Source organism: Streptomyces sp. BE303 (assembly GCF_036290945.1).
Lineage (GTDB): Bacteria > Actinomycetota > Actinomycetes > Streptomycetales > Streptomycetaceae > Kitasatospora.
Map to the genome: position 1 here is coordinate 29930 of NZ_JAQYWZ010000283.1, position 26088 is coordinate 56017.

The 26088-nt window shown below is 75.2% G+C and carries 24 protein-coding genes; 17 read left to right on the forward strand and 7 right to left on the reverse strand.

Annotated features, from left to right (window positions below; translation table 11 throughout):
• Positions 1–23 precede the first annotated feature (23 nt).
• The gene (dapA, locus tag PUR56_RS02390; protein ID WP_329947643.1) at positions 24–944 is read right to left on the reverse strand and encodes a 4-hydroxy-tetrahydrodipicolinate synthase; all 921 of its coding nucleotides are present in this window, start codon (positions 942–944) and stop codon (positions 24–26) included.
• 89 nt (positions 945–1033) lie between these two features.
• On the reverse strand, positions 1034–2494 hold the full coding sequence (locus PUR56_RS02395; RefSeq protein ID WP_329947644.1) for a fumarylacetoacetate hydrolase family protein: 1461 nt from the start codon (positions 2492–2494) through the stop codon (positions 1034–1036).
• Positions 2495–2684: 190 nt separating this feature from the next.
• Here PUR56_RS02395 and PUR56_RS02400 point away from each other — a divergent pair, with 190 nt between their 5' ends.
• Positions 2685–3440: an alpha/beta fold hydrolase gene (locus tag PUR56_RS02400; protein ID WP_329947645.1), complete on the forward strand. Its 756-nt coding sequence runs from the start codon at positions 2685–2687 to the stop codon at positions 3438–3440.
• Between the two features lie 77 nt (positions 3441–3517).
• Positions 3518–4189 (forward strand): GntR family transcriptional regulator, encoded by a 672-nt coding sequence (locus PUR56_RS02405; protein ID WP_329947646.1) that lies wholly within the window; start codon positions 3518–3520, stop codon positions 4187–4189.
• Positions 4190–4311: 122 nt separating this feature from the next.
• On the opposite strand, the gene PUR56_RS02410 is transcribed toward PUR56_RS02405, so the two are convergent.
• Positions 4312–5058 (reverse strand): SDR family NAD(P)-dependent oxidoreductase, encoded by a 747-nt coding sequence (locus PUR56_RS02410; RefSeq protein ID WP_329879829.1) that lies wholly within the window; start codon positions 5056–5058, stop codon positions 4312–4314.
• On the reverse strand, positions 5055–6056 hold the full coding sequence (locus tag PUR56_RS02415; RefSeq protein WP_329947647.1) for an SAM-dependent methyltransferase: 1002 nt from the start codon (positions 6054–6056) through the stop codon (positions 5055–5057). Before PUR56_RS02415 ends, PUR56_RS02410 begins: the two co-directional genes overlap by 4 nt.
• 96 nt (positions 6057–6152) lie before the next feature.
• Between PUR56_RS02415 and PUR56_RS02420 the strand changes: the two genes are divergently transcribed.
• Positions 6153–7196, forward strand: a complete 1044-nt coding sequence (locus PUR56_RS02420) for an aldo/keto reductase (protein WP_329947648.1) — start codon at positions 6153–6155, stop codon at positions 7194–7196.
• A 148-nt stretch (positions 7197–7344) separates the two neighbouring features.
• Here the strand turns inward: PUR56_RS02420 and PUR56_RS02425 are convergent, their stop codons facing one another.
• Positions 7345–8829, reverse strand: coding sequence for an amidohydrolase (locus PUR56_RS02425; RefSeq protein ID WP_329947649.1), 1485 nt, complete (start codon positions 8827–8829; stop codon positions 7345–7347).
• A gap of 115 nt (positions 8830–8944) precedes the next feature.
• Here PUR56_RS02425 and PUR56_RS02430 point away from each other — a divergent pair, with 115 nt between their 5' ends.
• The 9 genes from PUR56_RS02430 to PUR56_RS02470 all read left to right on the forward strand — a co-directional run bounded on the left by PUR56_RS02430 (position 8945) and on the right by PUR56_RS02470 (position 19500).
• Positions 8945–9892 (forward strand): alpha/beta hydrolase, encoded by a 948-nt coding sequence (locus PUR56_RS02430; RefSeq protein WP_329879833.1) that lies wholly within the window; start codon positions 8945–8947, stop codon positions 9890–9892.
• On the forward strand, positions 9892–10659 hold the full coding sequence (locus PUR56_RS02435) for an ABC transporter ATP-binding protein (RefSeq protein WP_329879835.1): 768 nt from the start codon (positions 9892–9894) through the stop codon (positions 10657–10659). The genes PUR56_RS02430 and PUR56_RS02435 overlap by 1 nt, the downstream gene beginning before the upstream one ends.
• Positions 10656–12440, forward strand: a complete 1785-nt coding sequence (locus PUR56_RS02440) for a branched-chain amino acid ABC transporter ATP-binding protein/permease (RefSeq protein WP_329947650.1) — start codon at positions 10656–10658, stop codon at positions 12438–12440. The genes PUR56_RS02435 and PUR56_RS02440 overlap by 4 nt, the downstream gene beginning before the upstream one ends.
• Positions 12441–12575: 135 nt before the next feature.
• Positions 12576–13736 carry an ABC transporter substrate-binding protein gene (locus PUR56_RS02445; RefSeq protein WP_329947651.1) on the forward strand — a complete coding sequence of 387 codons (1161 nt, stop codon included), beginning with the start codon at positions 12576–12578 and terminating at the stop codon, positions 13734–13736.
• Between the two features lie 103 nt (positions 13737–13839).
• A complete protein-coding gene (locus tag PUR56_RS02450) occupies positions 13840–14712 on the forward strand; it encodes a branched-chain amino acid ABC transporter permease (RefSeq protein WP_329947652.1) in 873 nt (290 codons plus the stop codon).
• A gap of 55 nt (positions 14713–14767) precedes the next feature.
• Entirely contained in the window at positions 14768–15877 is a 1110-nt protein-coding gene (locus tag PUR56_RS02455; RefSeq protein ID WP_329947653.1) for a zinc-binding dehydrogenase, read from the forward strand.
• 263 nt (positions 15878–16140) lie between these two features.
• Complete coding sequence (locus tag PUR56_RS02460; RefSeq protein ID WP_329947654.1) at positions 16141–17097, forward strand: aldo/keto reductase; 957 nt, start codon at positions 16141–16143, stop codon at positions 17095–17097.
• Positions 17098–17172: 75 nt separating this feature from the next.
• The gene (locus PUR56_RS02465; RefSeq protein WP_329947655.1) at positions 17173–18876 is read left to right on the forward strand and encodes an amidohydrolase; all 1704 of its coding nucleotides are present in this window, start codon (positions 17173–17175) and stop codon (positions 18874–18876) included.
• 102 nt (positions 18877–18978) lie between these two features.
• Complete coding sequence (locus tag PUR56_RS02470) at positions 18979–19500, forward strand: hypothetical protein (RefSeq protein ID WP_329947656.1); 522 nt, start codon at positions 18979–18981, stop codon at positions 19498–19500.
• Positions 19501–19641: 141 nt separating this feature from the next.
• Here PUR56_RS02470 and PUR56_RS02475 read toward each other — a convergent pair whose 3' ends face one another.
• Positions 19642–19995, reverse strand: coding sequence for a cupin domain-containing protein (locus PUR56_RS02475; RefSeq protein WP_329947657.1), 354 nt, complete (start codon positions 19993–19995; stop codon positions 19642–19644).
• Between the two features lie 329 nt (positions 19996–20324).
• Here PUR56_RS02475 and PUR56_RS02480 point away from each other — a divergent pair, with 329 nt between their 5' ends.
• The 3 genes from PUR56_RS02480 (at position 20325) to PUR56_RS02490 (ending at position 22621) form a co-directional block, all read left to right on the forward strand.
• Positions 20325–21326, forward strand: coding sequence for a SigB/SigF/SigG family RNA polymerase sigma factor (locus tag PUR56_RS02480; protein ID WP_443034425.1), 1002 nt, complete (start codon positions 20325–20327; stop codon positions 21324–21326).
• Positions 21327–21680: 354 nt separating this feature from the next.
• Complete coding sequence (locus PUR56_RS02485) at positions 21681–22118, forward strand: STAS domain-containing protein (RefSeq protein ID WP_329947659.1); 438 nt, start codon at positions 21681–21683, stop codon at positions 22116–22118.
• Positions 22119–22129: 11 nt separating this feature from the next.
• A complete protein-coding gene (locus PUR56_RS02490) occupies positions 22130–22621 on the forward strand; it encodes an ATP-binding protein (RefSeq protein WP_329879849.1) in 492 nt (163 codons plus the stop codon).
• A gap of 68 nt (positions 22622–22689) precedes the next feature.
• Here PUR56_RS02490 and PUR56_RS02495 read toward each other — a convergent pair whose 3' ends face one another.
• Positions 22690–23013, reverse strand: a complete 324-nt coding sequence (locus tag PUR56_RS02495) for a plasmid stabilization protein (protein ID WP_329947660.1) — start codon at positions 23011–23013, stop codon at positions 22690–22692.
• Between the two features lie 217 nt (positions 23014–23230).
• On the opposite strand from PUR56_RS02495, the gene PUR56_RS02500 reads away from it, so the two are divergent.
• Together PUR56_RS02500 and PUR56_RS02505 are read left to right on the forward strand one after the other, a co-directional pair.
• Positions 23231–23596 (forward strand): response regulator, encoded by a 366-nt coding sequence (locus PUR56_RS02500; RefSeq protein ID WP_329947661.1) that lies wholly within the window; start codon positions 23231–23233, stop codon positions 23594–23596.
• Positions 23593–25974: a SpoIIE family protein phosphatase gene (locus PUR56_RS02505; protein ID WP_329947662.1), complete on the forward strand. Its 2382-nt coding sequence runs from the start codon at positions 23593–23595 to the stop codon at positions 25972–25974. The genes PUR56_RS02500 and PUR56_RS02505 overlap by 4 nt, the downstream gene beginning before the upstream one ends.
• The last annotated feature ends 114 nt before the right edge of the window (positions 25975–26088 follow it).

Here is a 26088-nt window from a genome sequence, read left to right on the forward strand (position 1 = left end):
GGGCGGGGCCGCCGGCCCCGGGGTCACAGCTGCTGGGTCAGGTCGCCGCCCGCGGCGAGGAGCGCGCGGATCCGCTCCAGGCCGGCGTCGGTCGGGGCGGTGAGCGGCGGACGGACGTGGTCGGAGGCGATCCGCCCCTGCCGGGCCAGGACCCACTTGGCGGGGGCCGGGTTGGTCTCCACGAACAGCAGGTCCACCAGCGGGTGGAGCCGGTAGTGCAACGCGCGGGCGCCGGCGTGGTCGCCCTGCTCCCACAGTTCGTACATCCGGGCCACGGCGGCGGGTGCGAGGTTGGCGACTGCGCTGATGAACCCGGCCCCGCCGAGCGCCATCAGGGGCAGGCAGAGCAGCTCGATGCCGGACCAGACGAGCAGTTCGGGGCCGCAGGCGTGCAGGACGCGCGAGAAGTGCTCGAAGTCCTTGGTGGTCTCCTTGACGCCGACGACGTTGTCGAAGTCGGTGAACAGCCGGCGCACCGTCTCCGGCTCGATGTCCACGGCGGTGCGCGAGGGCACGTTGTAGATCACCAGCGGCAGGTCGGGGAACTCCCGGGCCACCGTGGCGTACCACCGGTAGAGCGCCTCCTGGGTGGGCCGCGCGTAGTACGGGGTGATCACCAGCGCGGCGTCGGCGCCGAGTTCGGCCGCGGCGGCGGTGAGTTCGAGGGTCTCGTCGAGCTTGGCGGAGCCGGTCCCGGGCAGGAACGGCACCCGGTCGGCGATCTCGTCGGCGGCGGTGCGCATCGCGGCGATCCGCTCCGCGACGCTCTGCGCGCTCGGCTCGCCGGTGGAGCCGCCCAGCGAGATGCCGTGCGAGCCGGAGTCGAGCTGCCAGCGGACGAGGGCGCGCAGCGAGTCGTGGTCCACGGCGCCGGCGTCGGTGAAGGGGGTGACCACGGGGGCGAGGGAGCCGCGGATCACGGACGGGTCGCTTCGGAACTTCATCGGTTCTCCGTCGGGAGTGGGGGAGGAGAGGGGGAGGAGAGGGGGAGGAGAGGGGGAGAGGGGCGGGGAAGTGCGGGAGGGGGCGGGGGTCAGCCGCCCTGCGGCCGGTGCTCGCGCAGGTAGAGCGCGCGCCAGTGCTCGTCCATCGGGTAGAGCCCCTTGATGCCGGCGCCCCGGTCCACCTGGCGCAGGATGAAGCGCTCCTCGTCCTCCTGCGCGACGGCGGCCCGGGCGACCTCGGCGGCCAGTGCGGGCGGGATGACCACGACCCCCTCGGCGTCGCCGACCAGCACGTCGCCGGGCATGACGAGCACCCCGCCGCAGGCGACCGGCACCTGCGAGTCCATCGGGACGTGCCGGCGGCCCAGCACGGCGGCGTGCGCGACGGCGTAGTAGGAGGGCAGGTCGAGCTCGGCGAAGGCCGGGCTGTCGCGCAGCCCGCCGTCGGTGACCACCCCGGCCGCGCCGCGGCGCAGCGCGCGCAGCGCGAGGATGTCGCCGAGGGTGCCGGAGCCGTGCTCGCCGCGGGCCTCGATGACCAGCACCTCGCCGGGCAGGATCTCCTCGACGGTGCTCTTCTGGGCGTTCATCCCGCCGCCGCGCTCGGCGAACACGTCCTCGCGCAGCGGAAGGTAGCGCAGGGTGCGGGCGACGCCGACCATCCGCAGGTCGGGGCGGGCCGGGCGGACGCCCTCGATGAAGTGGTGGTCGATGCCGCGTGCGCGCAGCTGGCTGGAGAGCGTGGCGGTGGAGACGGTGCGCAGCGCGGCGGCGGTCTCCTCGTCGAGGCCGGCCGGGCCCGCGGGGGCGGCGGCGCGTCCGGCGGCCGGCGGCGGGTGGCCGGCGTCGTGCGCGGATCCGTAGGCCGCCTGCCGGGCGGCCTCGGTCGCCCGCGGCAGCGCGCCGTACTCGGTGACGCCGGGTTCCTCGGCGACGATCTCGTTGCGCAGCCGGCCGCTCTCCTCCAGCTCGACCTCCACCACGTCGCCGGGGCGGACGACGGTGGAGCCGGCCGGCGTGCCGATCAGCAGGACGTCGCCCGGCTCCAGGGTGGTCGAGCGGGACAGGTCGGCGATCAGCAGGTCGACGGGGAAGAGGAGTTCCTCGGTGGAGGCGTCCTGGACGAGCAGGCCGTTGACCCAGGTGCGCAGCCGCAGCCGGGCCGGATCGACGTCGGTGAGCAGGGCGGGGCCGACCGGGGTGTAGCCGTCGCGACCCTTGGCCCGCAGGTTGGCGCCGAGGTCGGCGTGCTTGAGGTCGTAGACGCCGAAGTCGTTGGCGGCGGCGTAGCCGGCCACGTGCTCCAGGGCGTTCTCCCGGGAGACCCGGTGGGCGCGGGTGCCGATCACCACGGCGATCTCGCCCTCGAAGGCGAGCAGTTCGCAGCCCGCCGGGCGGACGACGGGCCGTCCGCTCCAGGAGAGCGAGGTGGGGGGCTTGAGGAAGTAGGAGGGGGCGTCCGGTGTCCGGCCGCGTTCAGCCGCGCGGCTGCGGTAGTTGAGGTGGACCGCGATGATCTTTCCCGGCGCCAGCCCTAGGGGGTGCTCCACGTTGCCCTCCTGTAATCGTATACGGCATCATGCACGATAGCGGACGCGATGGGCGCTGACCATGGTTGATCGGATGCGACTTCGTACATGATCCGTGGGCGCAGATCGACCCTGTCGAGGTCATGACCGGGGAGGGTGCGTGCAGTACTATCAAAAATCGTATGCGAAAACTGGGGAGAGGTGCAGGGGCATGAGAGAGATCGACGGCCTGGCGGTGCGGATCATCACGCCGGCGGAGGGCGACGTGCGGACCACCGGAGGGGAGCCGCCCGTCGTCCTGCTGCACGGCTTCGTCTCCGACGGCGTGACCGACTGGATCGCACCGGGCACCGCCGCCGCGCTCGCCGCCACCGGCCGTACCGTCGTGGTGCCGGACCTGCCCGGCCACGGCGCCTCGGCCGACCCGGTCGACGCCGCCGAGATGGGCGCGGGCGCCCTGGCGGACCGTCTGCTGGCGGCCCTGGACGCCCTCGGGGTGGGGGAGTTCGACCTCGTGGGCTACTCCCTCGGCGCCCGGCTGGCCTGGGAGTTCCCGGCCGTCGCGCCCGGGCGGGTGGGGCGCGTGGTGCTCGGCGGGCTCAGCCCGCGCGAGCCGTTCGCGGCCGTCGACGTCGAGGCGCTGCACCGCGCGGTGGCCGGCGGCGGCGAGCCCGAGGACCCCTTCACCGGCATGGTCGCCGGCCTGGTCCGCTCGCGCGGCGACCGGGCCCCTGCCCTCGCCCGCTGCGTCGAGGGGCTGCGCAACACCCCCTTCGCGCCGGGCGGTTGGGCCGGCCGGGTCGCGCCGGTCGTGGTCGTCGGCGCGGACGATGTGATGACCCGGGGCATCGAGAGTATCGTTGCTCCCCTTGACGGGGCGGAGCTGGTGACCGTCCCCGGCGATCACCTGGGGGCCGTGGCCGGTGCGGAGTTCCGCCGTGTCGTACTGAAGGCCCTCGCACGGTGACCGCACGGGGCGCGCGGACCGCCGAGCGGTCCGCCACGGGGGCGATGGCCGGTGTGAGGAAGGACGAGGGAACGGCGTTGGGTTCCGCGAAGGACCGATCCACCGGCGGGTCGAAGGCCGAGCAGAGTTACGAGCTGCTCCGCTCACGCATCCTCGACGGCACGTACGGGCCGGGCTACCGGCTGGTCATGAACCAGCTCGCGCAGGAGACCGGGGTGAGCACCATCCCGCTGCGCGAGGCGCTGCGCCGGCTCCAGTCGGACGGCCTGGTCGAGGTGGTGCGCAACATCGGGGCCCGGGTCGCGGTCTTCGAGTCCGTCCAGGTCGAGCACTCGCTGCAGATCCTGGCCCGGCTGGAGGGGTACGCGACGGCCATCTGCGCGCCGCTGCTGACGCCGGACCAGATCGCCGCCTCGCGCGAGATCAACGCCCGGATGGTGGCCGCGCTGGACGAGTTCGACCCGGCCGCGTTCACCGCCCTCAACCGCACCTTCCACTTCTCCATCTACCAGCACTGCCCGGACGCGCACCTGCGGTCGCTGCTGGAGGCCGAGTGGGCCAGGCTGGACCACATGCGGCGCTCCACCTTCACCTACGTCCCGGGCCGGGCCCGGCGCTCGGTGGTGGAGCACGAGCACATCCTCGACCTGATCGAGCGGGGTGCCGACATGGCGGAGATCGAGCGCGTGGCCTGTGCCCACAAGGCGGCCACCGCCGACGCGCTGCACCAGGCGAAGCCGTCGGGCTGAGCCGGACCCGGCGTCCGGACCCGGGTCCGGACGCCGAGCGGGGCGCCGAGCCCGCAGCAGGGGCGGCACGCGGAAGGGGCGGGAGTCCGAGGACTCCCGCCCCTTCCGGGTTCTGCGAGGGGTCACACCAGCAGCTGGCCGCCGTCCACCTGCACCACGGCGCCGGTGATGTGCCGGGCCTGTCCGGAGGCCAGGAACAGCACCAGGGGCGTCAGGTCGGACGTCTCGGCGATCCGGCCGAGCGGGATGCGCGTCTCCCAGAGACCGCGCGCCGTCTCGTCCTCCATCAGCGGCGCCGTCATCGGCGTGTGCACCGGCCCGGGGGCGACGCCGTTGACCCGGATGCCGTGCCCGGCGAGTTCGAGGGCCGCGGTCCGGGTGAGGGCGTCCACCCCGGCCTTGGTGGCCTCGTAGTGGCCGAGCCCCGGGGTCGGCTGGCGGGCCCCGATCGAGCTGATGTTGACGATCGCCCCGCCCCGGCCGGTGTCGGCCATCTGCCGGCCGACCACCTGGGTCACCGTGAAGGTGCCACGCAGGTTGACCGAGACGACCAGGTCGAAGATCTCGGCGGGCAGGTCGAGCAGCGGACCGCCGCCGCCGGCCAGGCCCGCGTTGTTGACCAGGACCTCGACCGGGCCGAACCGCGCGGTGGCCTCGGCCAGGGCGGCGGTCACGCTCTCCCGGTCGGTGACGTCCATGGTGACGGCGAGCGCGCCGGCGCCGATCCCCTCCGCCACCGTGTCGGCCGCCGCACGGTTCAGGTCGGCGACCACCACCCGGTCGCCGGCCGCCGCGAACGCCTCGGCGACCGCGCGGCCGATGCCGCTGCCCGCCCCGGTGACCAGGACGACGCGCCCTTCGGTGCTCATCGTGCCTCCGCGATGAGGATGCGCGGGCTGCCGGGCAGCGCGCGGGTCTCGACGGGCTCCCAGCCGGCCTCGCGCAGCCAGCCTCGGACCTCGTCCTCCGGGTAGACGATCGTGCCGTCGATCACCAGGTACTCGCCGGCGTGCAGGGCGTCGATGCCGCGCTGCTGCTCGTCGGAGTCGAGGAAGAAGTCGAGCAGGACCAGCTTCGCACCCTCGGCCGCCGCCGCGCGCGCCCGGCGGACGATGGCGCGGTTCTGCTCGGCGTCGAAGCGGTGGGCCACGTGCTCCAGCAGCACCAGGTCGAAGCCTCCCGGGACGTCGCCCGTGACGGCGTCGCCCTCGACGATCTCCACCCGGTCGTCCACCCCGGCGCCGGCCAGCACGCCCCGGGCGTGGCCGACCAGCTCGCCGGCCGAGAGGAAGGTGCCCCTGAGGCCGGGGGCGGCCTTGAGGGCCTCGGCCAGGAACGAGCCGGAGAGGCCGCCGAGGTCCAGCACCCGCTCGTGCGCGGTGAAGTCGTAGTGCTCGGCGAGCTGGCGGGCGTGCAGCGCGTTGTAGGTCATCACGCCGGCCAGGAAGGTGGTCATCCGGTCGCCGCCGAGGTCCAGCCGGTTGGGCTCGGCGGTCCGGCTGGTCTCGCCGAAGCCCAGCCAGTGGCCGTAGCTGATCTCGTCGAGGAAGGTCAGGAAGGGGCGCAGGTCGATCTCGCCCTCGGCGCCGGTGAGGTAGGCGGCGGTGCTCGCGGAGTTCGCGTACCGTCCGGCCGTGCGCTCCAGCAGTCCGAGGCCGGCCATCGCGTCGGCCAGGATGCGGCTGGTGCGTTCCGGCAGGCCGGTGCGGGCGGCGATCTGCGGGACGTCCTGCGGGCCGTCGGCGAGCGCGGCGAACAGGCCCGCGTCGGCGGCGGCGAAGAGCTGCTTGGCGGCCATGTAGCCGACGGCCACGTCGACGATCGGCGTCGGGTCCGCGGAACGGGGGGATTCCGGACGAAGGGACATATCGCGTCCTCCTTGACGGTCAAAGAATATGCCGGATGCTATACGATCGTCTTCCCGGCGGCCAGAGCCGGACTACTCGGATCCCAGGAGGTTGACGTGGAGCTCTCGCAGGCTGACTCCCCCCACGGCGGTGCGGGCGCGCCGGACGGTGCGTCCGCGACGGACCGCGTGCCCCGGCGCAGGCTCGGCGCCGACGGCCCGGAGGTGCCGGTGTTCGGCCTCGGCTCGTGGAACACCTGGGACCGGATGACCACCGACGAGGCCGCCGAACTGGTCTCCCGCGCCGTCGCCCGCGGGGTCGACCTGTTCGACGTCGCCCACTACAACTTCGGGCCGCACGCGGAGAACGCGGTCACCGACATCATCTTCGGCGAGGCGGTCCGCACCGCCGGTCTGGCCCGCGAGGACTACCTGCTCTGCGGGAAGCTCTGGCTCTGGGACTACCCGAAGGCGTCGTTCGCGGAGCAGCTGGACGTCTCGCTGGCCCGGGTCGGCACCGACCGCGCCGACTTCGTGGTGGCCGGCGACCACCTCGGCGAGCTGGACGTCCACTCCGTGGTCACCGACGTCGCCGAGCTGGTGCGGGCCGGGCGGTTCACCACCTGGGGCGTCAACAACTGGTCCGCCGACGACCTGTGGGCCGCCCGCCGGTTCGCGCTCGCCGAGGGCATGGTCCCGCCGTCGTTCGCCCAGCTCAAGTACAGCCTGGCCCGCCGCTCGGTGCCCGAGGGGGAGCCCTACGGCCGGCTCTTCGACGAGGCCGGGCTCGGCCTCCAGGCCTCCGACGTCTTCGAGGGCGGCATCCTGGCCGGCAAGCTGCACCCGCAGCGCAAGATCGGCGCCGACCCGGGCGGCATCCGCGAGCGGATCCGGGAGTCCTACCCGGAGGTGCTGCGGGTCGCGGAACGCTTCGGCGCCACGCCGGCCCAGCTGGCCGTCGCCTTCACGCTCACCCACCGGGCGGCCGCCAGCGTGCTGTTCGGCGCCAGCAGCATCGAGCAGTTCGAGACCAACCTCGGCGCGCTGGACCTGCTGGAGCGCCACGGCGGCGAACTGCGCGAGGCGGTCGCCGGTCTCTGGCTGGACCGCGACGTCGTCCACCCCGGCGCCTCCTGGGGCACCGACGCCCCGGCCCGCTGACGCCCGTCCGGCAGGGCCCGGCGGTTCCGCAGCGGCGACGGGCGCGCCCCGGACATCCACCGTGCGAGGTCCGGGGCGCGCCCGTCGGGTCCGTTCCGTCCGTCCTGCCCGTCGCGTCCGCCGGGCCGCGGCGGTCGCCGCTCCGGGCTCAGACCTCGTGCACCACCCGGCCGTCGACCACGGTCATCGCCACCGGGACCTCGGGCAGCGCACCCGGGTCGACGTCCCGCAGGTCCGCGCCGAGCAGGCAGAGGTCGGCGACCTTCCCGGCCTCCAGGGTGCCCTTCCAGCGCTCGGCGCCGTCCTGCCGGGCCGGCGCCACGGTGTAGGCGTACAGCGCCTCGTCGAGCGCGAGCCGCTGCCCGCGGCCTCCCGCGGTGCCGTCGGCCCCGGCCCGGGTGGCCGCCGCCGCCACGCCGGCCCTCCAGTCCGGAGCGAGCACCGGCGCGTCCGAGCTGAGGCAGAGCGGGACACCGGCGGTCAGCGCGTCGCGCACCGGCCAGGCGTGGGCGAGGGCGTCCGGGCCGAGGGCCCCGGCGAGCATCGGGGCGGTCGCGGCGGCGATGCCCGGCTGGGTGTTCAGCCCGACCCCGGCGGCGGCCATCGCGGCGAGCGTCGCCGGGTGGACGACGTCGCCGTGGATGAGGTAGTGGCGGCCGTCCCGGCCGTCCGTCGCGCGGGCCTCGGCGAAGACCCCGGTGACCACCCGGGTGGTTCGGCTGCCGGTGGCGTGCACCCCGATCTGGTGACCGGCCGCGTGCGCGGCGCGGATCATCGAGCGCAGGTTCACCTCGCGCTCGCCGGCGTCGGCGCCGTCCACCAGCAGGGCGCCGTGGCCGCCGTCGGCGTACGGCTCCTCGCTCCACGCGCTGCCCATCGGCGGGATGCCGTCGGCGAAGATCTTCACCCCGGCGACGCGGAACCAGCCGGGGACCTCGGCCGGCGCCCGGAACCCGGCCAGGCCGCGCAGCAGGTCGGTGGCGCTGCTCGCGCCGTCCAGCAGGCCGAACAGCAGCAGCGCGGTGACCCGGGCGCGCAGCAGTCCCTCGGCGGCCAGCTCGGCGTACTCGTGCAGGACGGCGGAGGAGAAGCAGCCGGTGGGTCCGGCGTCCTCGCCGGGTCCGAGGCCCGGTTCGGTGTAGCTGGTGACGCCGAGCGAGGCGAGCAGGTCGCCGGTGCGGAGGATCGCGCGGCGCCGCTCGGCGGGGGTGGTGAGGGCGGCGAGCGCCGGCCCCTCGCCCGCGTGGTCGTGCCCGTGCCCGTCGTGCCCGTGCGCGTCGTGCCCGTGCGCGTCGTGCCCGTGCCCGCCTCCGGGGTGGTCCGGCCCGCCGCCGGTCGGGGCGGCCGCGGCGAGCTGGGCCATCAGGGTGTCCGGCCACATGGTGCCGAGCCACGCCCCGTGCAGGTGCGAGTCGTTGATCCCGGGGATCAGCGAGCGTCCGCGCAGCTCCACCACCCGGGTACCGGGTCCGACGAGCGGCGCGACCTCGGCGTCGGTGCCGGTCCGGAGGATGGTCCCCCCGCTGACCGCGAGCGCCTGGGCGACCGTCCGGGCGCCGTCCATCGTGTGGACACGGCCACCCCTCATGACCAGGTCAGCCGTGGTGATTCCGGTCTGGAGTCCGTTGCGCATCTTCTTGCTCCCAGCTCTGGACACCGTGGATTGTGACTCTTAACGTACATGGAATCAGATACGATTTGCGAGTGCCGGACCCCTACGACGGCACCCGGGCAATCGGAGGTAAACGATGCCCCTGCACCCCGAGGCACAGCTGATCATCGACCGGGCCGGTGCGGCGGAGCAGCCCGCCCAGCCCGTCGAACTCGATGCCCAGACCATGCGCGAACAGTTCCGCACCACCTGGACCATGCCCGAGACGCTCCCGGCCGTCGGTTCGGTGGCCGACACCACCGTGCCGGGCCCGGCGGGCGACATCCCCGTACGGATCTACACCCCCGAGGGCGAGGGCCCCTTCCCGGCCTTCGTCTGGCTGCACGGCGGCGGATGGACCATCGGCTGTCTCGACGAGAACGAGTACTCCTGCCGCGCCGTCTGCGCCGCCTCCGGCGCGGTGGTCGTCTCGGTGGACTACCGGCTCGCGCCGGAACACCCCTACCCGGCCGCCGCGGACGACTGCTACGCCGTCCTCACCTGGCTCCACGAGCACGGCGCCACCATCGGCGTCGACCCCGGGCGGCTCGCCGTCGGCGGGGAGAGCGCGGGCGGCAACCTCGCCGCCGTCACCGGTCTGCGCGCCCGCGACCTCGGCGGCCCCCGGATCTCCCTCCAGGTCCTGATCTCCCCGGTGGTCGCCCACCCCGACGAGGGCCGGCTCTCCTACCGAGACTTCGCCGACGGCTACTTCCTGTCCAAGGACAGCATGGACTGGTTCTTCACCCAGTACCCGCGCGACGAGGCGGACCTCGCCGACCCGTACCTGCTCCCGCTGCGCGCCCGCGACCTCTCCGGACTGCCCCGCGCACTCGTCCTGGAGGCCGAGTACGACGTGCTCCGCGACGAGGGCGAGGAGTACGCCCGGGCGCTCGCCGCGGCCGGGGTCGAGACCTCCCTGGTCCGGTTCGACGGCCTCATCCACGGCTTCTTCGGCCTGCTCGCCACCGACCTCACCGACGCCGCCCGGGCCCACGCCCTGGTCGCCGACGCCATCCGCTCCGCCTGCGGCGGAGCCGCGTGATGACGCCCGCGCTCGCACTGCGCGACGTCAGCATCAGCCGGGCCGAGGCCCCGGTCGTCCACGGGGTCAGCCTGGACGTCGCCCCCGCCTCGGTGACCGTCCTGCTCGGGGCCAACGGCGCCGGGAAGACCACCCTGATGGACGGCATCGCCGGCCTGGTCCGCTGCACCTCCGGCACCGTCACCCTCGACGGCAAACCCCTCGACAAACTCTCCACCTACCGCCGCGCCACCTCCGGCCTGGCCTACGTGGAGCAGTCCCGCAGCGTCTTCCGCACCCTGACGGTCGAGCAGAACCTGCTGGTCGCCCAGCGGCAGGGCGCCGACCTCGACACGGCGTACCGGCTCTTCCCCGAGCTGGACAAGCGGCGCGGCCTTCAGGCCGGCCACCTCTCCGGCGGCGAGCAGCAGATGCTCGTCCTCGGGCGGGCCCTGGTCGCCGGGCCGAAGACGATCCTGATCGACGAGATGTCCTCCGGCCTCGCGCCGGTGGTCGTCCACCGCCTGATGAAGGCCGTCGCCGACCTGGTGGACCTCGGCATCGCGGTGCTGCTCATCGAGCAGTTCGCCCATCTCGCGCTGGAGATCGGCAGCCGCGCGTACGTGCTCAGCAAGGGCCGGCTGGCCTTCGACGGCCCGTGCGCCGAGCTTCGCGGTGACGCGGAGCGCCTGCACGACTTCTACTTCGGCGCGACCCCGGCACCCGCCGCCGCGGCGGCGGGCGCCCACAGCCCGGGCAGCGCCCCGGCGGAAAGCGAGGGAGCATGAGCCTCACCGAGAGACTGGCCACCGACCGCCGGGCGCTCGTCACCGGCCTCGGCGCCGCCGTCGCCGCCTGCGTCCTGGTGCCGGCCCTGCTGCCGCCCTACTGGGTGTACCTGGCGATCACCGCCGTGGTCAGCGCCGTCATCATGCAGAGCTACGGCGTCATCGTCGGCCGGGTCGGCGTGATGTCGCTCTGCCAGATGTCCTTCGCCTCGATCGGCGCCTGGGTGGTGCTGAGGCTCAACGTCGCGCAGGCCCCCGGCGGGTTCCTGGTCTGGCTGGTGCTCGGCGGTCTGGCCGCCGTCCCGGTCGGGGTCGCCATCGGGCTCCCGGCGCTGCGGATCCGGGGCGTCAACCTGGCCGTGGTGACCTTCGGCTTCGCGGTCTCGGCCGACATCGTGCTGAACGCCAACCAGTTCCCCGGCATGTCCGAGCTCAAGACCCTGGAGCGGCCCGCCCTGTTCGAGGACGACGGCGGCTACTTCGTCCTGGTCGTGATCGTCTTCACCGTGCTGGCCCTCGGGCTCGCCCTGCTGAACCGCACCCGGCTCGGGATGTCCTGGGCCGAGCTGCGGCACTCCGAGCGGGCCGCCGCCGCGCACGGCGTCTCGGTCGCCCGCGCCAAGCTGGCCGCGTTCGCGATCAGCGCCTTCGTCGCGGGTGTCGGCGGCGGTCTGATGGCCGGACAGTTCGGCCTGGTCGTGCCCGGCAACTTCGCCATGATGCAGTCGCTCGCACTGTTCGCGGTCGCCGTCCTGATCGGCCCGCACAACCCCGAGGGCGCCGTGATGGGCGGGGTCTTCGGCGCGGTGATGGCCACCGTGCTGGAGAAGCTGGACCTGCCGCAGGACCTCGGCGGCATGCTGTTCGGGGTCGGCGCCGTCCTGGCCCTGCGCAGCGGGGTCAGCCAGACCGACTTCACCCGGGCCCGCAAGCGCGAACGCGCGGCGCGGAGGTTCCTGGAGACCCACGAGGCCCGGCCGGCCGCCGGGCTCCCGGCCGCCGAGGACCTGCCGGGGCCGCCCGCCGCATCCGCCCCCGTGGCATCCGCTCCCGCTGCGGCCGGCGGCGAACCGGCCCTGACCGTACGGGGGTTGACCGTCCGCTACGGGTCGGTGACCGCCCTGGAGGGCGTCGACCTGACCGTCCCGCGGGGCGCCGTGGTCGGACTCATCGGCCCCAACGGCGCCGGCAAGTCCACCTTCATCGCCGCCGTCACCGGTTTCGTCGGCGGCTACGAGGGGAGCGTGGCGCTCGTCGGATCCCCGATCGACCGGCTCAGCCCCAGCGCCCGCGCCACCCGCGGCCTGCGCCGCACCTTCCAGACCACCACCATCGCCCCGGAACTCACCCAGTACGAGTACCTCACCATCGGCGCCGGGCGCCGGCTCTCCACGGAGGAGGCCGACGAACTGCTCGCGTTCTTCGGCTGCCCGCCCGGCCGGCTGCCGGTCTCGATGGTCGACGCGGGTGCCCGCCGCCTGCTGGACGTCGCCGCCGCCGTCGCCGCCCGGCCCGCCGTCGCCCTGCTCGACGAGCCCGCCGCCGGTCAGTCCGCCGCCGAGTCGCTCGCCCTCGGCCGCCGGCTGGCGCAGGTCCCGGCCCGGTTCGGCGTCTCCGTCCTGCTCGTCGAGCACGACATGGACCTCGTCCAGGCCGCCTGCTCCGAGGTCACCGTCCTCGACTTCGGCCACGTCATCGCCACCGGCCCGACCGGCGAGGTGCTCGCCGACCCGACCGTGATGGCCGCCTACCTCGGCACCGCGGACCTCCCGGTCGGCTGACCGCCGCCCGCCGCCCGCCGCTCCACCGGCCCGGCCCGTACCACCCTCGCACCCCCGCGACACCCACCCCCACCCTCGTGCGGAACCGCGCAACCCCGTTCCGGCGCGCCCCCACAGACGGAAATGAGTGCACCAATGAAGCATGCACGGCTGACCGCCGCCCTCGCCGCCGCCACCGCACTGGCCCTCGGCGCCACCGCCTGTGACAGCGGATCCGGCTCGGACACCGGCCCGATCAAGGTCGGTGCGATCAACGGGATCACCGGACTCTTCCAGACCCCCGAGGTCCCGCAGGCGGTCAAGGCCGTCTTCGACGAGGTCAACGCCGCCGGCGGCATCAACGGCCGCAAGCTGGAACTGCTCAGCATGGACGACGCGATGAACCCGCAGCGCGCCACCGAGGCCGCCGTCGACCTCGTCAAGTCCAAGAACGTCGTCGCCCTGGTCGGCTCCTCCAGCGCCGTCGACTGCGGCCTCAACCGCGCGGCCTACAGCAAGGCCCAGGTCGTCTCGATCCCCGCCGTCGGCGTCGACCCCGCCTGCTTCACCAGCCCCAACATCGCGCCGGTCAACCCCGGTCCGTTCAACCTGCTGACCGCCAACCTCTACTACGCCTCCGAGGTGCTCAAGCGGGACAAGGTCTGCCTCGACTACACCGTGCTGCCCGGCAGCGGCGGCGGCATCGAGGACGCGATCAAGAAGTGGACCGAGCTCACCGGCAAGCAGCTCGCCCACAAGGAGCTCGCCATCGCCGAGGGCGACCCGACCAAGTACCTCGTCGCCGACAAGGGCGCCGGCTGCCAGGCCGTCCTCTACAACGGCATCGTCGGCCCCTACTTCGCCCAGGCCAGGACCCAGGGCATGGACGACGTCGACTTCATCGTCGGCGCCAACACCTACACCGACGCCAACGCGCAGGCGATCCCGGCCGGCCTCAAGGTCTACGCCGGCACCGAGTGGCAGCCCTACACCGACACCACCCTGCCGGGCAACGAGCGCTGGTCCCAGCTGGTCGACAAGAACAAGATCCAGAAGACCGCCTTCAGCCAGGGCGGCGTGATGGCCGCCGACGTCTTCGTCCAGGTCCTCAAGGGCATCTCCGGGCCGATCACCCGCGAGTCCGTCACCAAGGCCTTCAAGTCCATGAAGCCGATCGACTACCCGATGGTCGGCACCCCCTGGGTCTTCGGCGAGGGCGACACCCACAACCCCGTCCAGGGCAGCCGCTTCGTCCAGGCCGTCAACGGCAGCTGGCAGGTGCTCCCCGAGGGCTTCGTCGTCCCCGGCAAGAAGTGACCCCGGCCGGCCCTGACCCGGCCGCAGCCCGCCGTCCCCCCACCCCGGACCGTGCGCCGCGCCCCGGTGCACGACCGGACCCCAGGACCCCAGGAGGTGTCCCATGCTCAACTCCACGCTCGCGGGCCTGACCGGTGGCGGCGTCTACGCCCTCCTCGGCCTGTGCGTCGTGCTGACCTACCGGCTCGTCGCCACGGTCAACTTCGCGATGGCCGCCGTCGGCGCGATCGGCGCCTTCGTCATGGTCGGCCTGACCGACGGGGGAGTGAGCCCCTGGCTCGCCCTGCCGGTCGGCGTGCTGGCCGGGGCGGCGCTGTCCGCCCTGCTCGGTACCGTCCTGGTGCGCTGGTTCGCCGATCACTCGCAGAACACCAAGGCGGCCGTCACCGTCGCCGTCTACGTCGCCGTGATGGCCGTCGGCCTGCGGCTGTTCGGCTCCACCACCACCGGCGCGCACAGCTTCCCCAGCCCCTTCGAGAGGCCCGTGCTCACCCTCGGCGGCGTCGTGATCCCGCAGTCGGTGCTGGTCACCATCGCCTTCGCCGCAGTCATCACCGTCGGCGTCGGCCTGCTGCTCGGCCGTACCCGGCTCGGCCTGCGCCTCCAGGCGCTCTCCGAGCGGCCCGCCACCGCGGAGGTGGTCGGCATCCCGGTGGCCCGCCTCGCCGTCGCCGTCTGGGCCGCGATCGGCGCCGTCACCACGCTGGTCGTGGTGCTCGCCGCACCGCGCCTCGGCGGGGACTTCTCCACCCTCGGCAAGCTCATCAACACCGCGCTGGCGGTCGCCATGCTCGGCGCCTTCCGCAGCCTGCCGCTCACCCTTCTCGGCGGCCTCGTACTGGGCTGCCTGGAGGGCTTCTCCGCCTCCGTCGAGGCGATCCAGAAGTACCAGGGCGTGGTGCCCTTCCTGGTGATCGTGGTGCTGCTCTGGTGGCGCAGCCGCAACGAGGTCTGGGACACCGCGCACAGCCGATGACCGGTCCGGGCAGCAGCCCGGACCCCGGACCGGGGGAACGAAGGAGAGACCGACCATGACCCGAGTGACCAGCACCAGGGCCGCCGTGCTGCGCACCCACGGCAAGCCGCTGGAGATCGAGGAACTCCCGCTGCCCGAGCGGATCGAACCGGGCGCCGCCCTCGTGCGGATCGACTGCGCCACCCTCTGCGCGACCGACGTCCACCTGTGGAGCGGGGCGATGTCGATGCCCGGCATGCTGCCCCTGGTCCTCGGCCACGAGATGGTCGGCACCGTCGTCGCCGTCGGCGAGGGCACCGTCGACGCGCTGGGCCGCCCGGTCGGGGTCGGCCGGCGGATCGGCTGGTCGGAGTCCACCTGCGGGTACTGCCACGGCTGCACCGTGCTGCGCACCCCGGTGGCCTGCGAGGACCGCGGCTACGGCTTCCGCCAGCGTGCCGACCGGTACCCGTACGCCACCGCCGGGCTCGCCGAGTACAACTACGTCGTCCCGCAGGCGCAGAAGTACCTGCTGCCCGACGAGGTCGAGTCCACCTGGGCCGCCGCGGCCGGCTGCGCCGTCAAGACGGTGCTGCACGCCTTCGACCGGGCGGGCGGCACCCGGCCCGGCTCCTCGGTGGTGATCCAGGGCGCCGGCGCGCTCGGCATCGTGGCCACCGCCGTGGCCAAGGCCGGCGGCGCCGGACCGGTGATCACCATCGGCGCCCCGGACAGCCGGCTCGCACTCGCCGAGGAGTTCGGCGCCGATCTGACCCTCGGTCTGGCCGACGGCCCCGAGGCCCGTCGCGAGGCGGTGCTCGCCGCGACCGGCGGGCGCGGCGCCGACCTGGTGATCGACCTCGCCGGTGCCCCCGGCGTCGGCGCCGAGGCCGTCGACCTCGCCGCCTGGGGCGGCCGGTTCGTGATCGTCGGATCGACCGGTCCGGCTCCGCAGGAGCTGCCGCTGGGCACCGTCATGGGCAAGGAGCTGACCGTGCTCGGCTCGCTCAACGGCGATGTCGGCGACTACCACCGGGCCATCGGGTTCCTGCGCGACTTCCGCTCCCGGTTCGACTGGGACGCGCTGTTCAGCGCCCCGGTCGGCCTGAGCGGCGCCTCCGCGGCCATCGAGGCGATGGCCAGGCTGGAGCAGACCAAGGCCGTCGTCCACCCCTGGCTGCCCTGACCCGCCGTCCGGTCCCCGCCCGGCCGCACCACGGCCGGGACGACCGCCCCGTCCACACCCGTCCGCCCGTCCGGGCGGACCCGCCGCGCGGACCGCCGCACCACCGGCGCCCCGCCGCCCGGCCCCCTCGCCGCCCGGCGCCCCGGGACCCCACCCTCCGTGTGTCCCAGCCCGGGGCGCCGGGTGCCCGCCGGCCGTACTCCGGCCGGCCACCGCACCCGCCGTACGCCCGCCGACCGCTCCCGAAACCCACGAGGACCGCCATGCCCATCGTCCCCCGCCGCAGGCTCGGCACCGCCGGCCCCGAGGTGTCCGCCCTCTCCCTCGGCTCCTGGCACACCTACGACCGGATGGACTTCGGCGACGCCGTCGCCATGGTCCGCCACGCCGTGGACCTCGGCGTCAACCTCTTCGACGTGGCCGTCTACGGCCTGCCCGGCCATCCGCCGGTCTTCACGGACGTGCTGTTCTCCGCGATCGTCCGGGCGGCCGGCCTCGCCCGCGAGGAGTACCTGCTGTCGGTGAAGCTGTGGCTGGAGCCCTACCCCGCGCAGTCGCTGCGCGACCAGCTGGCCAACGCGCTGTTCCGGGCCGGTGCCGAGCACGCCGACGTCGCGGTCCTCGGCGACATCCGCCGCGACGACCTCGACCTGCGCGGCATCGCCGAGGAACTCGCCGTCCTGGAGGCGGAGGGTCTGATCGGCTGCTGGGGCGTCAACAACTGGTCCGCCACCGCGATCCGCACCGTCCGCGACCACGCCCGGGCCGCCGGCTCGCCCGGCCCGCAGCTCGCCCAGCTCAAGTACAGCCCCTGCCGCCGCGCCATCCCGGACGGCGGGCCGTTCGCCGCGCTCTTCGCCGAGGGCCTGACGATGCAGGCCTCCGACGTCCTGGAGGGCGGCATCCTCGCCGGCCGGACCAGCCCGTCGCGCGAGATCGGCCGCGACCCGGGCGGGATCCGCGACCGGATCACCGGGGCCGCCCCGGGCCTGGCCGCCGTCGCCGCCGAGCTCGGCGCCACCCCCGCCCAGCTCTGCGTCGCCTTCACCCTCACCCACCCCGCCACCGCCACCGTGCTGTTCGGCGCCAGCCGGATGCGGCAGCTGACCGAGAACGTCGGCGCCCTCGACCTGCTCGACCGGGTCGGCGCCGACCGGCTGCGCGAGCTGGTCGCCCCGTACTGGGCGGACCGCGACGCCGTCGACCCCGAGGGGCCCTGACACCCCGTGGCCCGCCCCGCCCCGACCGGCGTTCCCCGAACCGGCCCGACCCCGGGCCCGCCCCCAGGAGAGACCGTGGACCGGCCCGCCGACCTCGTCCTCGTCGACGGCGACGTACTGACCGCCGACGCGGACTTCACCACCGCCCAGGCCCTGGCCGTCCGTGACGGCCTGATCACCGCCGTCGGCAGCACCGCCGCCGTCCTCGCCCACGCCGGACCCGCCACCCGGGTCGTCGACCTGCGCGGACGCACCGTCCTGCCCGGCATCAACGACTCCCACCTGCACGGCCACGCCTGGGGCCTCAACCGTCCGCCCCTCGCCCTCGACCTCAACTTCCCCGCCGTCCGCTCGATCGCCGACATCGTCGCGGCCGTCGCCGCCGCGGCCCGCGCCACCGCCCCCGGCGAGTGGATCGTCGGCCGCGGCTGGGACGTCGGCTACCTCACCGAGTGCCGCGACGGCAGCCGGGACCTGCCCGACCGTGCCGACCTCGACGCCGCGGCCCCGGACAACCCGGTCTGCCTGACCGACTTCTCCGACCACATGGCCTGGGTCAACTCGGCGGCCCTGCGTGCCGCCGGCATCGACCGCGGCACCCGGCCCCCGCCGGGCGGCACGATCGACACGGACCCGACCGGCCACCCCACCGGCATCCTGCGGGAGGCCGCGCAGCGCGCCGTCCACGCGCACATCCCCCGGGCCGACGGGCGCCGCCGCCGCGCGGCGATCACCGGAGCCGTCCGCGCCCTGCACGCCCTCGGCACCACCAGCTACACCGAACCCGGCCTCGGCCCCGGCGGCGAGGGCATCATGTCCGGCGCGATGGGCACCGGCGCGCTCCACACCTACCTGGACCTCGCCCGGGCCGGCGAACTGGACGCCCGGGTGGGCGTCCTGCTGCTGCCCTCCCCGATGGGCGGCGGCGTCCGGGACCTGCGGGCCGGCCTCGCCGAGCTGGCCGGCGTGCCGCTGGACGGCATCGACCCGCGCCGGCTCGCCGTCCTCGGCGTCAAGCTGTTCGCGGACGGGGTGCCGCCGAACCGCACCGCCTGGATGCACGAGGCCTACCCCGGGGGCGGCCACGGCGCGCTCTGCGTCCACGGCGCCGCACCGGCGCTGCAGGCCGCCGAACTCACCGCCATGATCGACGCCGTCCACGCGGCCGGCCACCAGATCGGCGTGCACGTCACCGGGGACCGGGCGATCGACACGGTCGTCGACGCCTTCGCCGCCGCCCGGCTCGCCCACCCGCGACCCGACGCCCGGCACTACCTGATCCACGGCGACTTCGCGACCCCGCACAGCCTGGCCGTGCTGGCCGCGCACGGCTACGGCGTCAACATGAACCCGGCGATCAAGTGGACCATCTCCGACCTGATGGACGAGGTGGTCGGCGAGGAACGGTCCGGGCGGATGTGGCCGGTGCGGTCCGCCCTCACGGCGGGCGTCCGGGTCTGCGCCAGCTCCGACGCGCCGATCACCGAACCGGACTGGCGGCAGGGCGTCGCCTCGATGCTGCTGCGGGAGTCCAAGGCGACCGGCCGGGCGAGCGGCCCGGGGGAGCGGGTCGGCCTGCGCGAGGCCGTCCGCGCCTACACCGCCGAACCCGCCGTCCAGGACTTCGCCGAGCGCTGGAAGGGCACCGTCGAGGTCGGCAAGGTCGCCGACCTGTGCGTGCTCGGCGGGCGCCTCGCCGACACCTCCCCGCACGACCTGCCGGGGCTGCCGGTCGACCTCACCTACTTCGACGGCCGGCTGGTCCACGGCGCCCACTGAGCGTCGGCCCGTGGGGGAGGGACTCCGGGCGCCTCCCCCACGGGCGGCGCGCCGCCGCGTGGGACCGGGCCGAGCGCGGCCCGGATCCCTAGGGTGGTGCGTGTGAACCGCCTACTCCCGTGGCCGCACAGACCCGACCCGGCCGGCGGGCCGCCGGTGCGGACCGACTACGCCGGGGCCCTCTACGGGTCACTCCTCGCCGCCTCCGTGATCGCCTCGGCGAGTGTGGTCGGCGACTTCCCGCGCGTCCAGGCCGTCGTGCTGCTCCTCGTGACCGGCCTGGTCTTCTGGGCCGCCCACGTCTACGCGAACCTCGCCGGCGAACGACGGGTCGGCCGGCGGCCCGGCTGGGCCGAGATCCGGCGGGTGGGGCGGCACGAGTGGCCCATCGTGGAGGCCGCCCTGCTGCCCGCGGCGGCTGTCGCCGTGAGCCCCCTCCTGGGGCTGGGGCTGAGCGGCGCGGCGTGGCTCGCGCTGGGGATCGCGGTGGCGCAGCAGGTCGGCTGGGCCTGCGTCGGGGCCGTGCAGGCCGGGGCCACCCGCACGGAGGTGGTGGTCGAGGGCGTGATCAACCTGGTTCTCGGGCTGGTCCTGGTGGCGGCGAAGGCGGCCCTCGGCCACTGAGTGGCGAGGACCGCACGCACCCGCACGCACCCCGTACGCACCCCGCACCGAGCCCGTACGCGCCCCGTGCGGTCCGGCGCGTGGCCCGTGCGGTCCGGGGAGTTGCCCGCGCGTCGGCCGGGGGTGACCGGCCGTGGCCGGTCAGACGGCGCCGAGGTCGATCGCGTAGACCTTGCGGAGCGTCTCGTGCACCGTCCAGGTGGTCCGGTCGCCCTCCCGCAGGACGGCCACGTCGCCGGGCCCGACCTCCAGGGTGGGCCCGTTCTCGACCTCGACGGTGGCCCGGCCGCTGACCACGACGAACAGCTCGTCGGCCTCGGTGTCGGTGACCACCCCGGGGGTGATCTGCCAGACGCCGCGCGACCGCCGGCCGTCGGGGGACTCCCAGAGCACCCGGCCGGTGACCTGCGGGTCACCGGAGACGATCTGGTCCGGGTCCAGCGGGTCGGGGAGGAGGTCGACGTCGGCCACGTGCAGGGCGAAGCTGTGGATCATGCCCCGACGCTATCCGGCGGAGCCGGGCGGCGGACCTCGCAACCTGTCCGCTCTTCGGCGGCGTGCCTGACAGGTCGCCAACCGGCCTCCCCTCGGTACCGCCGGCCGGTCCTCGCGTCCGACCTGCCTCCGACCAAGCAGGTCAGATCGGCATCAATCGTCCGAAGGATGGGTATCACCGGAAACGGAGCGGTCGCGGAAGCCCGCACCCCGCTCCGGCACCCCGTCGGGGTGCCACCGGGACCGTCGCTTGAAGAAGCCGGGCAGTGGCCCTCGGGAAGACAACCCGCGGCGCGCGGGCGCGATCCGCCTCCCGCGCGGTCCGAGGGATGCCCGCTGCCCTGGAGCCAGTTGTGCCCACCACCCTTCCCGGCGTGCTGCCGACCGCCGCGCCGCCCCGTCCGGCCCACCACCCCGCAGCCGGTCCGACCACCGGTCCGGGGAGCCCGACCCCGCAGGCCCCGTCCGATCCGCCGGTGTCCGAACTGCCGCCGCGCCCCACCGAGCAGGAACTGCGCGCGATGGGCAAGACCGAGGCCCGCGAGCTGAGCGACGCCCTCTTCGAGCGCCTCACCGGGCTGGCCCGCGAGAGCCACGCCTACAGCTACGTCCGCGGCACCGTCATCGAGCTCAACATGCCGCTGGTGCGTTTCATCGCGGGCCGCTTCCGTCACCGCCCGGAGGAGATGGACGACATCCTCCAGGTCGGCACCATCGGCCTGATCAAGGCCGTGGACGGCTTCGACCCGCAGCGCGGCGTCGAGTTCGTCACCTATGCCATCCCCACCATCGCCGGCGAGATCAAGCGGTTCTTCCGCGACACCTCCTGGCCGGTGCGCGTCCCCCGGCGGATGCAGGAGCTGTACCTGAGCGTCGTGCGCGGCTCCGACCGGCTCGAACAGCGGCTGGGCCGTCTGCCGCAGCCCGCGGAGCTCGCCGAGTACCTCCACCTCACCGTCGACGAGGTGATCGAGGGGCTGGTCGCCGGCCGGGTCTACCGACCCGACTCGCTGGACGCGCTGCGGGACAACGACACCGACGAGACCGGCAGCGCCATGCTCGACCGGCTCGGCTCCTGCGACCCCGGCATCGAACTCGCCGACTTCCGCACCGCCGTCCGGCCCCTCCTCGGCCGGCTGCCGGAACGCGAGCGGACCGTGCTCAAGCTGCGGTTCTGGGACGACCGGACCCAGTCCGAGATCGCCGAACGGGTCGGCGTCTCCCAGATGCACGTCTCCCGGCTGCTCTCCGCCACCCTCACCCGCCTGCGCGAGCAGCTGGAGGACCGCGACGCCCCGGGCTGGACGGAGGACCCCGCCGGAACGGGCTGACGGGGGCCGTGCCGTGCCGGCGCCCCGGCCGTGCCCGGTGTCCGGGCCGCCGCCGACGGCAGCCCGGTCGAACGCGCCCGGCCCCGGCCGCGCGTCGCGCGCATGCCCGAACTCGCCAACACCGCCGAGGTGTTCGCCCTGCGCACCGCCTCGCCGTCCTGGGCGGGGGAGTCCGCGTGTAGCCGGGCCGGGCTTGGGCAGACGCCGGGCATGAACGCATCGGTCCGGGCTTCGCCGGTCCGGAGCGGTACCGTGCCGGTCCGGCCGCTCCGCGCCGTCCGCGCGGCCCCGCCTCCCGCGCGGCATCATGGTCGGGACGGCACCGTGCCGTCCCGAACGGACCGGGAGCCGATCATGCAGCTGCCTGCCGGGGAAGGACGCGGGCCGGCGGACGACGCGCTGGAGCCGGGGGTGCTGAAGGTCGCGGCGCGCCGTGAGGGGTCCGTGCTGATCGTCGCCCTGACGGGGGAGCTGGACCACACCTCGACGGACGGTCTGCGGACGGCGCTCGCCGCGCCACCGGAGGGCGGCCTCACCCGGATCGTGGTCGACCTCACCGACCTGCGATTCTGCGACTCCACCGGACTGAACACCCTCCTGCGGGCCCGCCCGGAGGCGGAGCGGGCCGGGCTGCGGCTGGAACTCGCCGGGCCGCGCGGGGTCGTCGCCCGGCTGTTCGAGATCACCGGGGTGAACTCCGTGCTGCGGATCCACCCCGGGCTCGACGCCGCGCTGGGCGCCGGGGAGCCGCCGGACCCGCAGACACCGGACCGGCCCTCCGGTCACGGCTGAGGGGCGCCGTGATGACCGTTCCCGGAGTGGGCCCGCCGTCCCGCCGGGACGAGCTCCGGCGGCTGGCCCTGCGCGGCAGTGACGGTGCGGTCCAGCGCTGCCGGGACTTCAGCCGGCGGGCGCTGCTCGACTGGCGGTGGCTGCCTGCCGACGGGGACGAGCGGCAGCCCGACGAGGAACGGCTCGCCGTCGCGCAGGACGTGCTGCTCATGGTGTCGGAACTCGTCACCAACGCCTGCCTGTACGCCCCGGGCGGCCCCCGCGAACTCCGGCTCCGCTGGGACAGCGTCAGGCTCCGGGTCGAGGTCAGCGACGGCAGCCCGGTGCCGCCGAGGCTGCGCCCGCACGCCGATCCGGGCCGGCCGGGCGGGCACGGGCTGCGGGTGGTGGACCGGCTCGCCCGGGTCTGGGGCTCCCGGCCGGAGGGCGGGGGCAAGCAGGTCTGGCTGGAGGTGCCGTCCCCGCTCCACCGCCTCCGGGGCCTCGACGGCCGGGCGAGCTGACCGGTACGGGCAACGCGGCGGGCGGGGAGCCCGGTCCGGGCGACCGTACCGGCGGCGGGGCCGGCCGGTCAGTGCCCGAGGGCTCGGGCCAGCTCGCCCTTGTTCATCGTCGAACGGCCCTTGATGCCGCGCTGTCTGGCCTCGTTGTACAGCTGGTCGTAGGTGGGCCCGGCGGCGCCCGTGTGCGAACGCTTCCCGCCCCGGTGCCCGGAGGAGACGTCCTGGGTCGAGCTGAGGCTCGCGGTCTTCGACTCGCCGTGCCGGGCGCGTTCCTTGTTGACCGTGCGGGCGGCGATCTCCTTCGCCCGGTCCTCGCTCTCGCCCCGGTCGAGGACGCTGTCCTTGATGTGCTCGTACTGGCGCTCCCGCTTGGGGCTGGATCCTCGGGGCATGGCGGCCTCTCCTCCCACGGTCGTGTCCCTGTCCGGGCGCGTCTACCCGGGTGGCCGCGGGCGAACCCGCCCGGGCCGGGCCTTCGCCCGACCGCCGGGCCCGCCCGCCACGCCGCGCCGGTAGGTGGCAGAGTGGGAGGTGAGGCGGTGCCGCCGCCTCCACCGGCCGGGCTGCCCGCGGGGCTCCGGCCGCGCAGCCGATCCGGGCGGTGGACGGATGGACGAACGGGCGGCGCCGGGAGCGGTGCCGGCGGGCCGGAACACCCCGGCCGAACAGGGGCCGCGCGGCCCGACCGTGCTTCACGCCGCCGCCGGCGCCGGTCCCGACCTGCGGCGCGCCGACCCCGAGACCGGTCCCGTCCTGATGGACGTGATGATGCCCGGCCTCGACGGCTACGCCACCGTCGCCGCCGTCCGCGCCGGGGAGCGCTTCGCCCGCCCGCCGGTCGTCGCCGTCACCGCCAGGGCGATGCCCGGGGACCGGGACAGGAGCCGCGCGGCCGGGGCCGACGACCACGTCACCAAGCCGGTGGACACCGACCACCTGCCGGCCCGGATGCGGCACCGGCCGGACGCGTCATGACCGGCGGTCCCTGGCACGGCGACCGACGGCACGGCGGGGCCGGCGAGGGCGACTCCGCGTCCGGCAGCGCCCGGCTGCTGGCCGCCGCCGTCCGGCGGCTCCAGGACGACGCGGCCCGGGCGCGCGCGGAGGAGGGGCCCCGGACCCTCGTCGACCTGGCCACCGGCATGCTCGCCGAACGGCTGGCCGTGCCGCCCGGCGAGGCGGCCGTCCGCCTTGCCGGGCTCGCCCGCACGGCGGGGGTACCGGTCGCCACGCTGGCGGCCGTCATCGTCGGGCGGCAGGAGGACCGGGAGGAGCTGCCGACGCCGTCCGGGCCGTCCGGGCCGTCGGTGCAGCCCGCCCGGAACCCCGCTGCCGAGCGGGCCGCCGAGCCGGCCGCCGCATCGGTCGCCGCCCGGGCGATCGCCGCCGCACCCGACCTGCCGGCCGCCGTCGACGCCCTGCTCCGGCAGATCGCCGGACCGCTCGGCGCCCACGCCGTCGTGGTCTGGCAGCGGTTGCCCGGCGGGGCCCTCGCACTCGCGGCCCAGGCCGGGCTCCGCGCGGACGAGGCCGGAGCCTGGAGCCGCGTCCCGCCGACGGTCGCCACCCCGGCCCAGCGGGCCGTCTCGGAGGGCGTCGAGTGCTGGCCCGACGACGGGACCGCGGGTACCACGGGCCCCGTCCCGGCCGTGCCGTCGGTCGGTGGTGTCGACGCGCCGCGGCTCGTCCTCCCCCTTGTCGACGACGGTCGGCGGCGGGGAGCGCTCGAAGTGCTCTGGCCCGGCCCCGCACCCGTTCTCACCCCGCCGCAGCACCGCCGGCTCCGCGCCCTCGCCGACCTCTGCAGCACCCTGCTCGGCGATCCGGGCGCCCCGGCCGAACCGGACCGGCAGGCCGACGTGCTCGACGGTCTGCTCACGCCCGCCCTGCTGCTCGAACCCGTCCTCAGGGACGGCCGGGTGGTCGACTTCACCATCCTCCGCACCAGCCCGCCGTTCCGCGACCCGCTCGGCCGCCCCCGCAGCGGGCTGGACGGCGCCTCCCTGCTGGAGGTCTACCCGGTCGCCTGCGCCACCGGCCTGCTCGAACCGCTGCTGCGCGCCCACGCGAGCGGCGAACCCCGGTCCGGCGAGCGTCTCCACGTGGTCTTCCGGAGCGGCGGGACGGACGTGCCCGTCACCGTCCGGCTCGCCGTCGCGCCGTTCGGCCGCCGCCTGCTGGTCACCTGGCAGCCCGCGGCCGACCGGCCCGGCGAGTCCGACCAGGCCGCCATGCAGCACCAGGCCCAGCGGCTCGCCCGGGTCGCCGGCTTCCAGGAGCACCCGGGGACCGGCCGGATCCTCTGGGGCGAAGGCCTGGCCGAGCTGTACGGGCGGTCGCCGCACGCCCCCGCCGTTCCGCTGGCCGACCTGGCCGGGCACGTCCACCCCGACGACGAGCCCGCCGTCCGGAGGCTCGTGGACGCCGTCGAGCGCCGCCACCGCACCTCCTCCGCCGTGTTCCGGCTGCGCCACCCCGACGGCACCGAGCACTACACCAGGGTCGTCGTCGAGCCGGTCCTGGACGAGGACGGCCGACTGGACGCCGTCCGCGGGGCGTACCTCGACGTGTCGGCGCAGCACCGGACGGAGATCGCGCTGGGCGCCACCCGGCAGCGGCTCGCCGACAGCGAGCAGGAGACGGTCGAGAGCGAGCAGTTGGCCCTCCGCCTCCAGCGGGCGATCCTGCCCTCCGCGCCGCCGCCGCTCGACACCACGGGCCTGCGGGCCGCCGTCCGCTACCGGCCCGCCGCCAAGCGGGAACGGGTCGGCGGCGACTGGTACGACGTGCTGGTGCTCCCCGGCAAGCGGGTGCTGCTGGCCGTCGGCGACGTCGCGGGGCACGGCGTCGGCGCGGCCACCGGCATGGTCGCGCTCCGGCACGCGCTGCGCGGCCTCGCCGTCACGGGTGCCGGGCCGGGCCGGCTGCTGGAGTGGGCCAACACCGTCGCCCTGCGCGAACCGGGACAGGTCACGGCCACGGCCGCCTGCGTGCTGTTCGACCCGGCCGGTGGCGAGGTGCGCTGGGCCCGGGCCGGGCACCTGCCGCCGATCCTGCTGGGTCCGTCCGGGGCCGAGGTGCTGCCGCTGCCGCACGGGGTGCTGCTCGGGGCCCTGGAGGAGGCCGTGTACGAGGAGCGGACCGTCCAACCGGTCGCCGGCGACGTCCTGCTGCTCTACACCGACGGCCTCGTCGAGCGCCGGGGCCACCCGACGGAGGAGTCCGTCGACCAGCTGATCCGGGCGGCCGGCCCGCCCGGCCACGACCTGGAGCGGTATCTGGACCGCCTGTTGGAGCTCAGCCCGGCCGACACCGACGACGACACCTGCCTCGTCGCCGTCCGGATCGAGTAGCGCGAGGCTGGCCCCCCGTGGAGGGGCCGGCCGTCTTCGCGCGTTAGCCCCGGGGCGGGGAGGGTAGGCGCGGGTCGACGGGGTGGAGCCGGGGTGAACGGGACCGGAGGACAT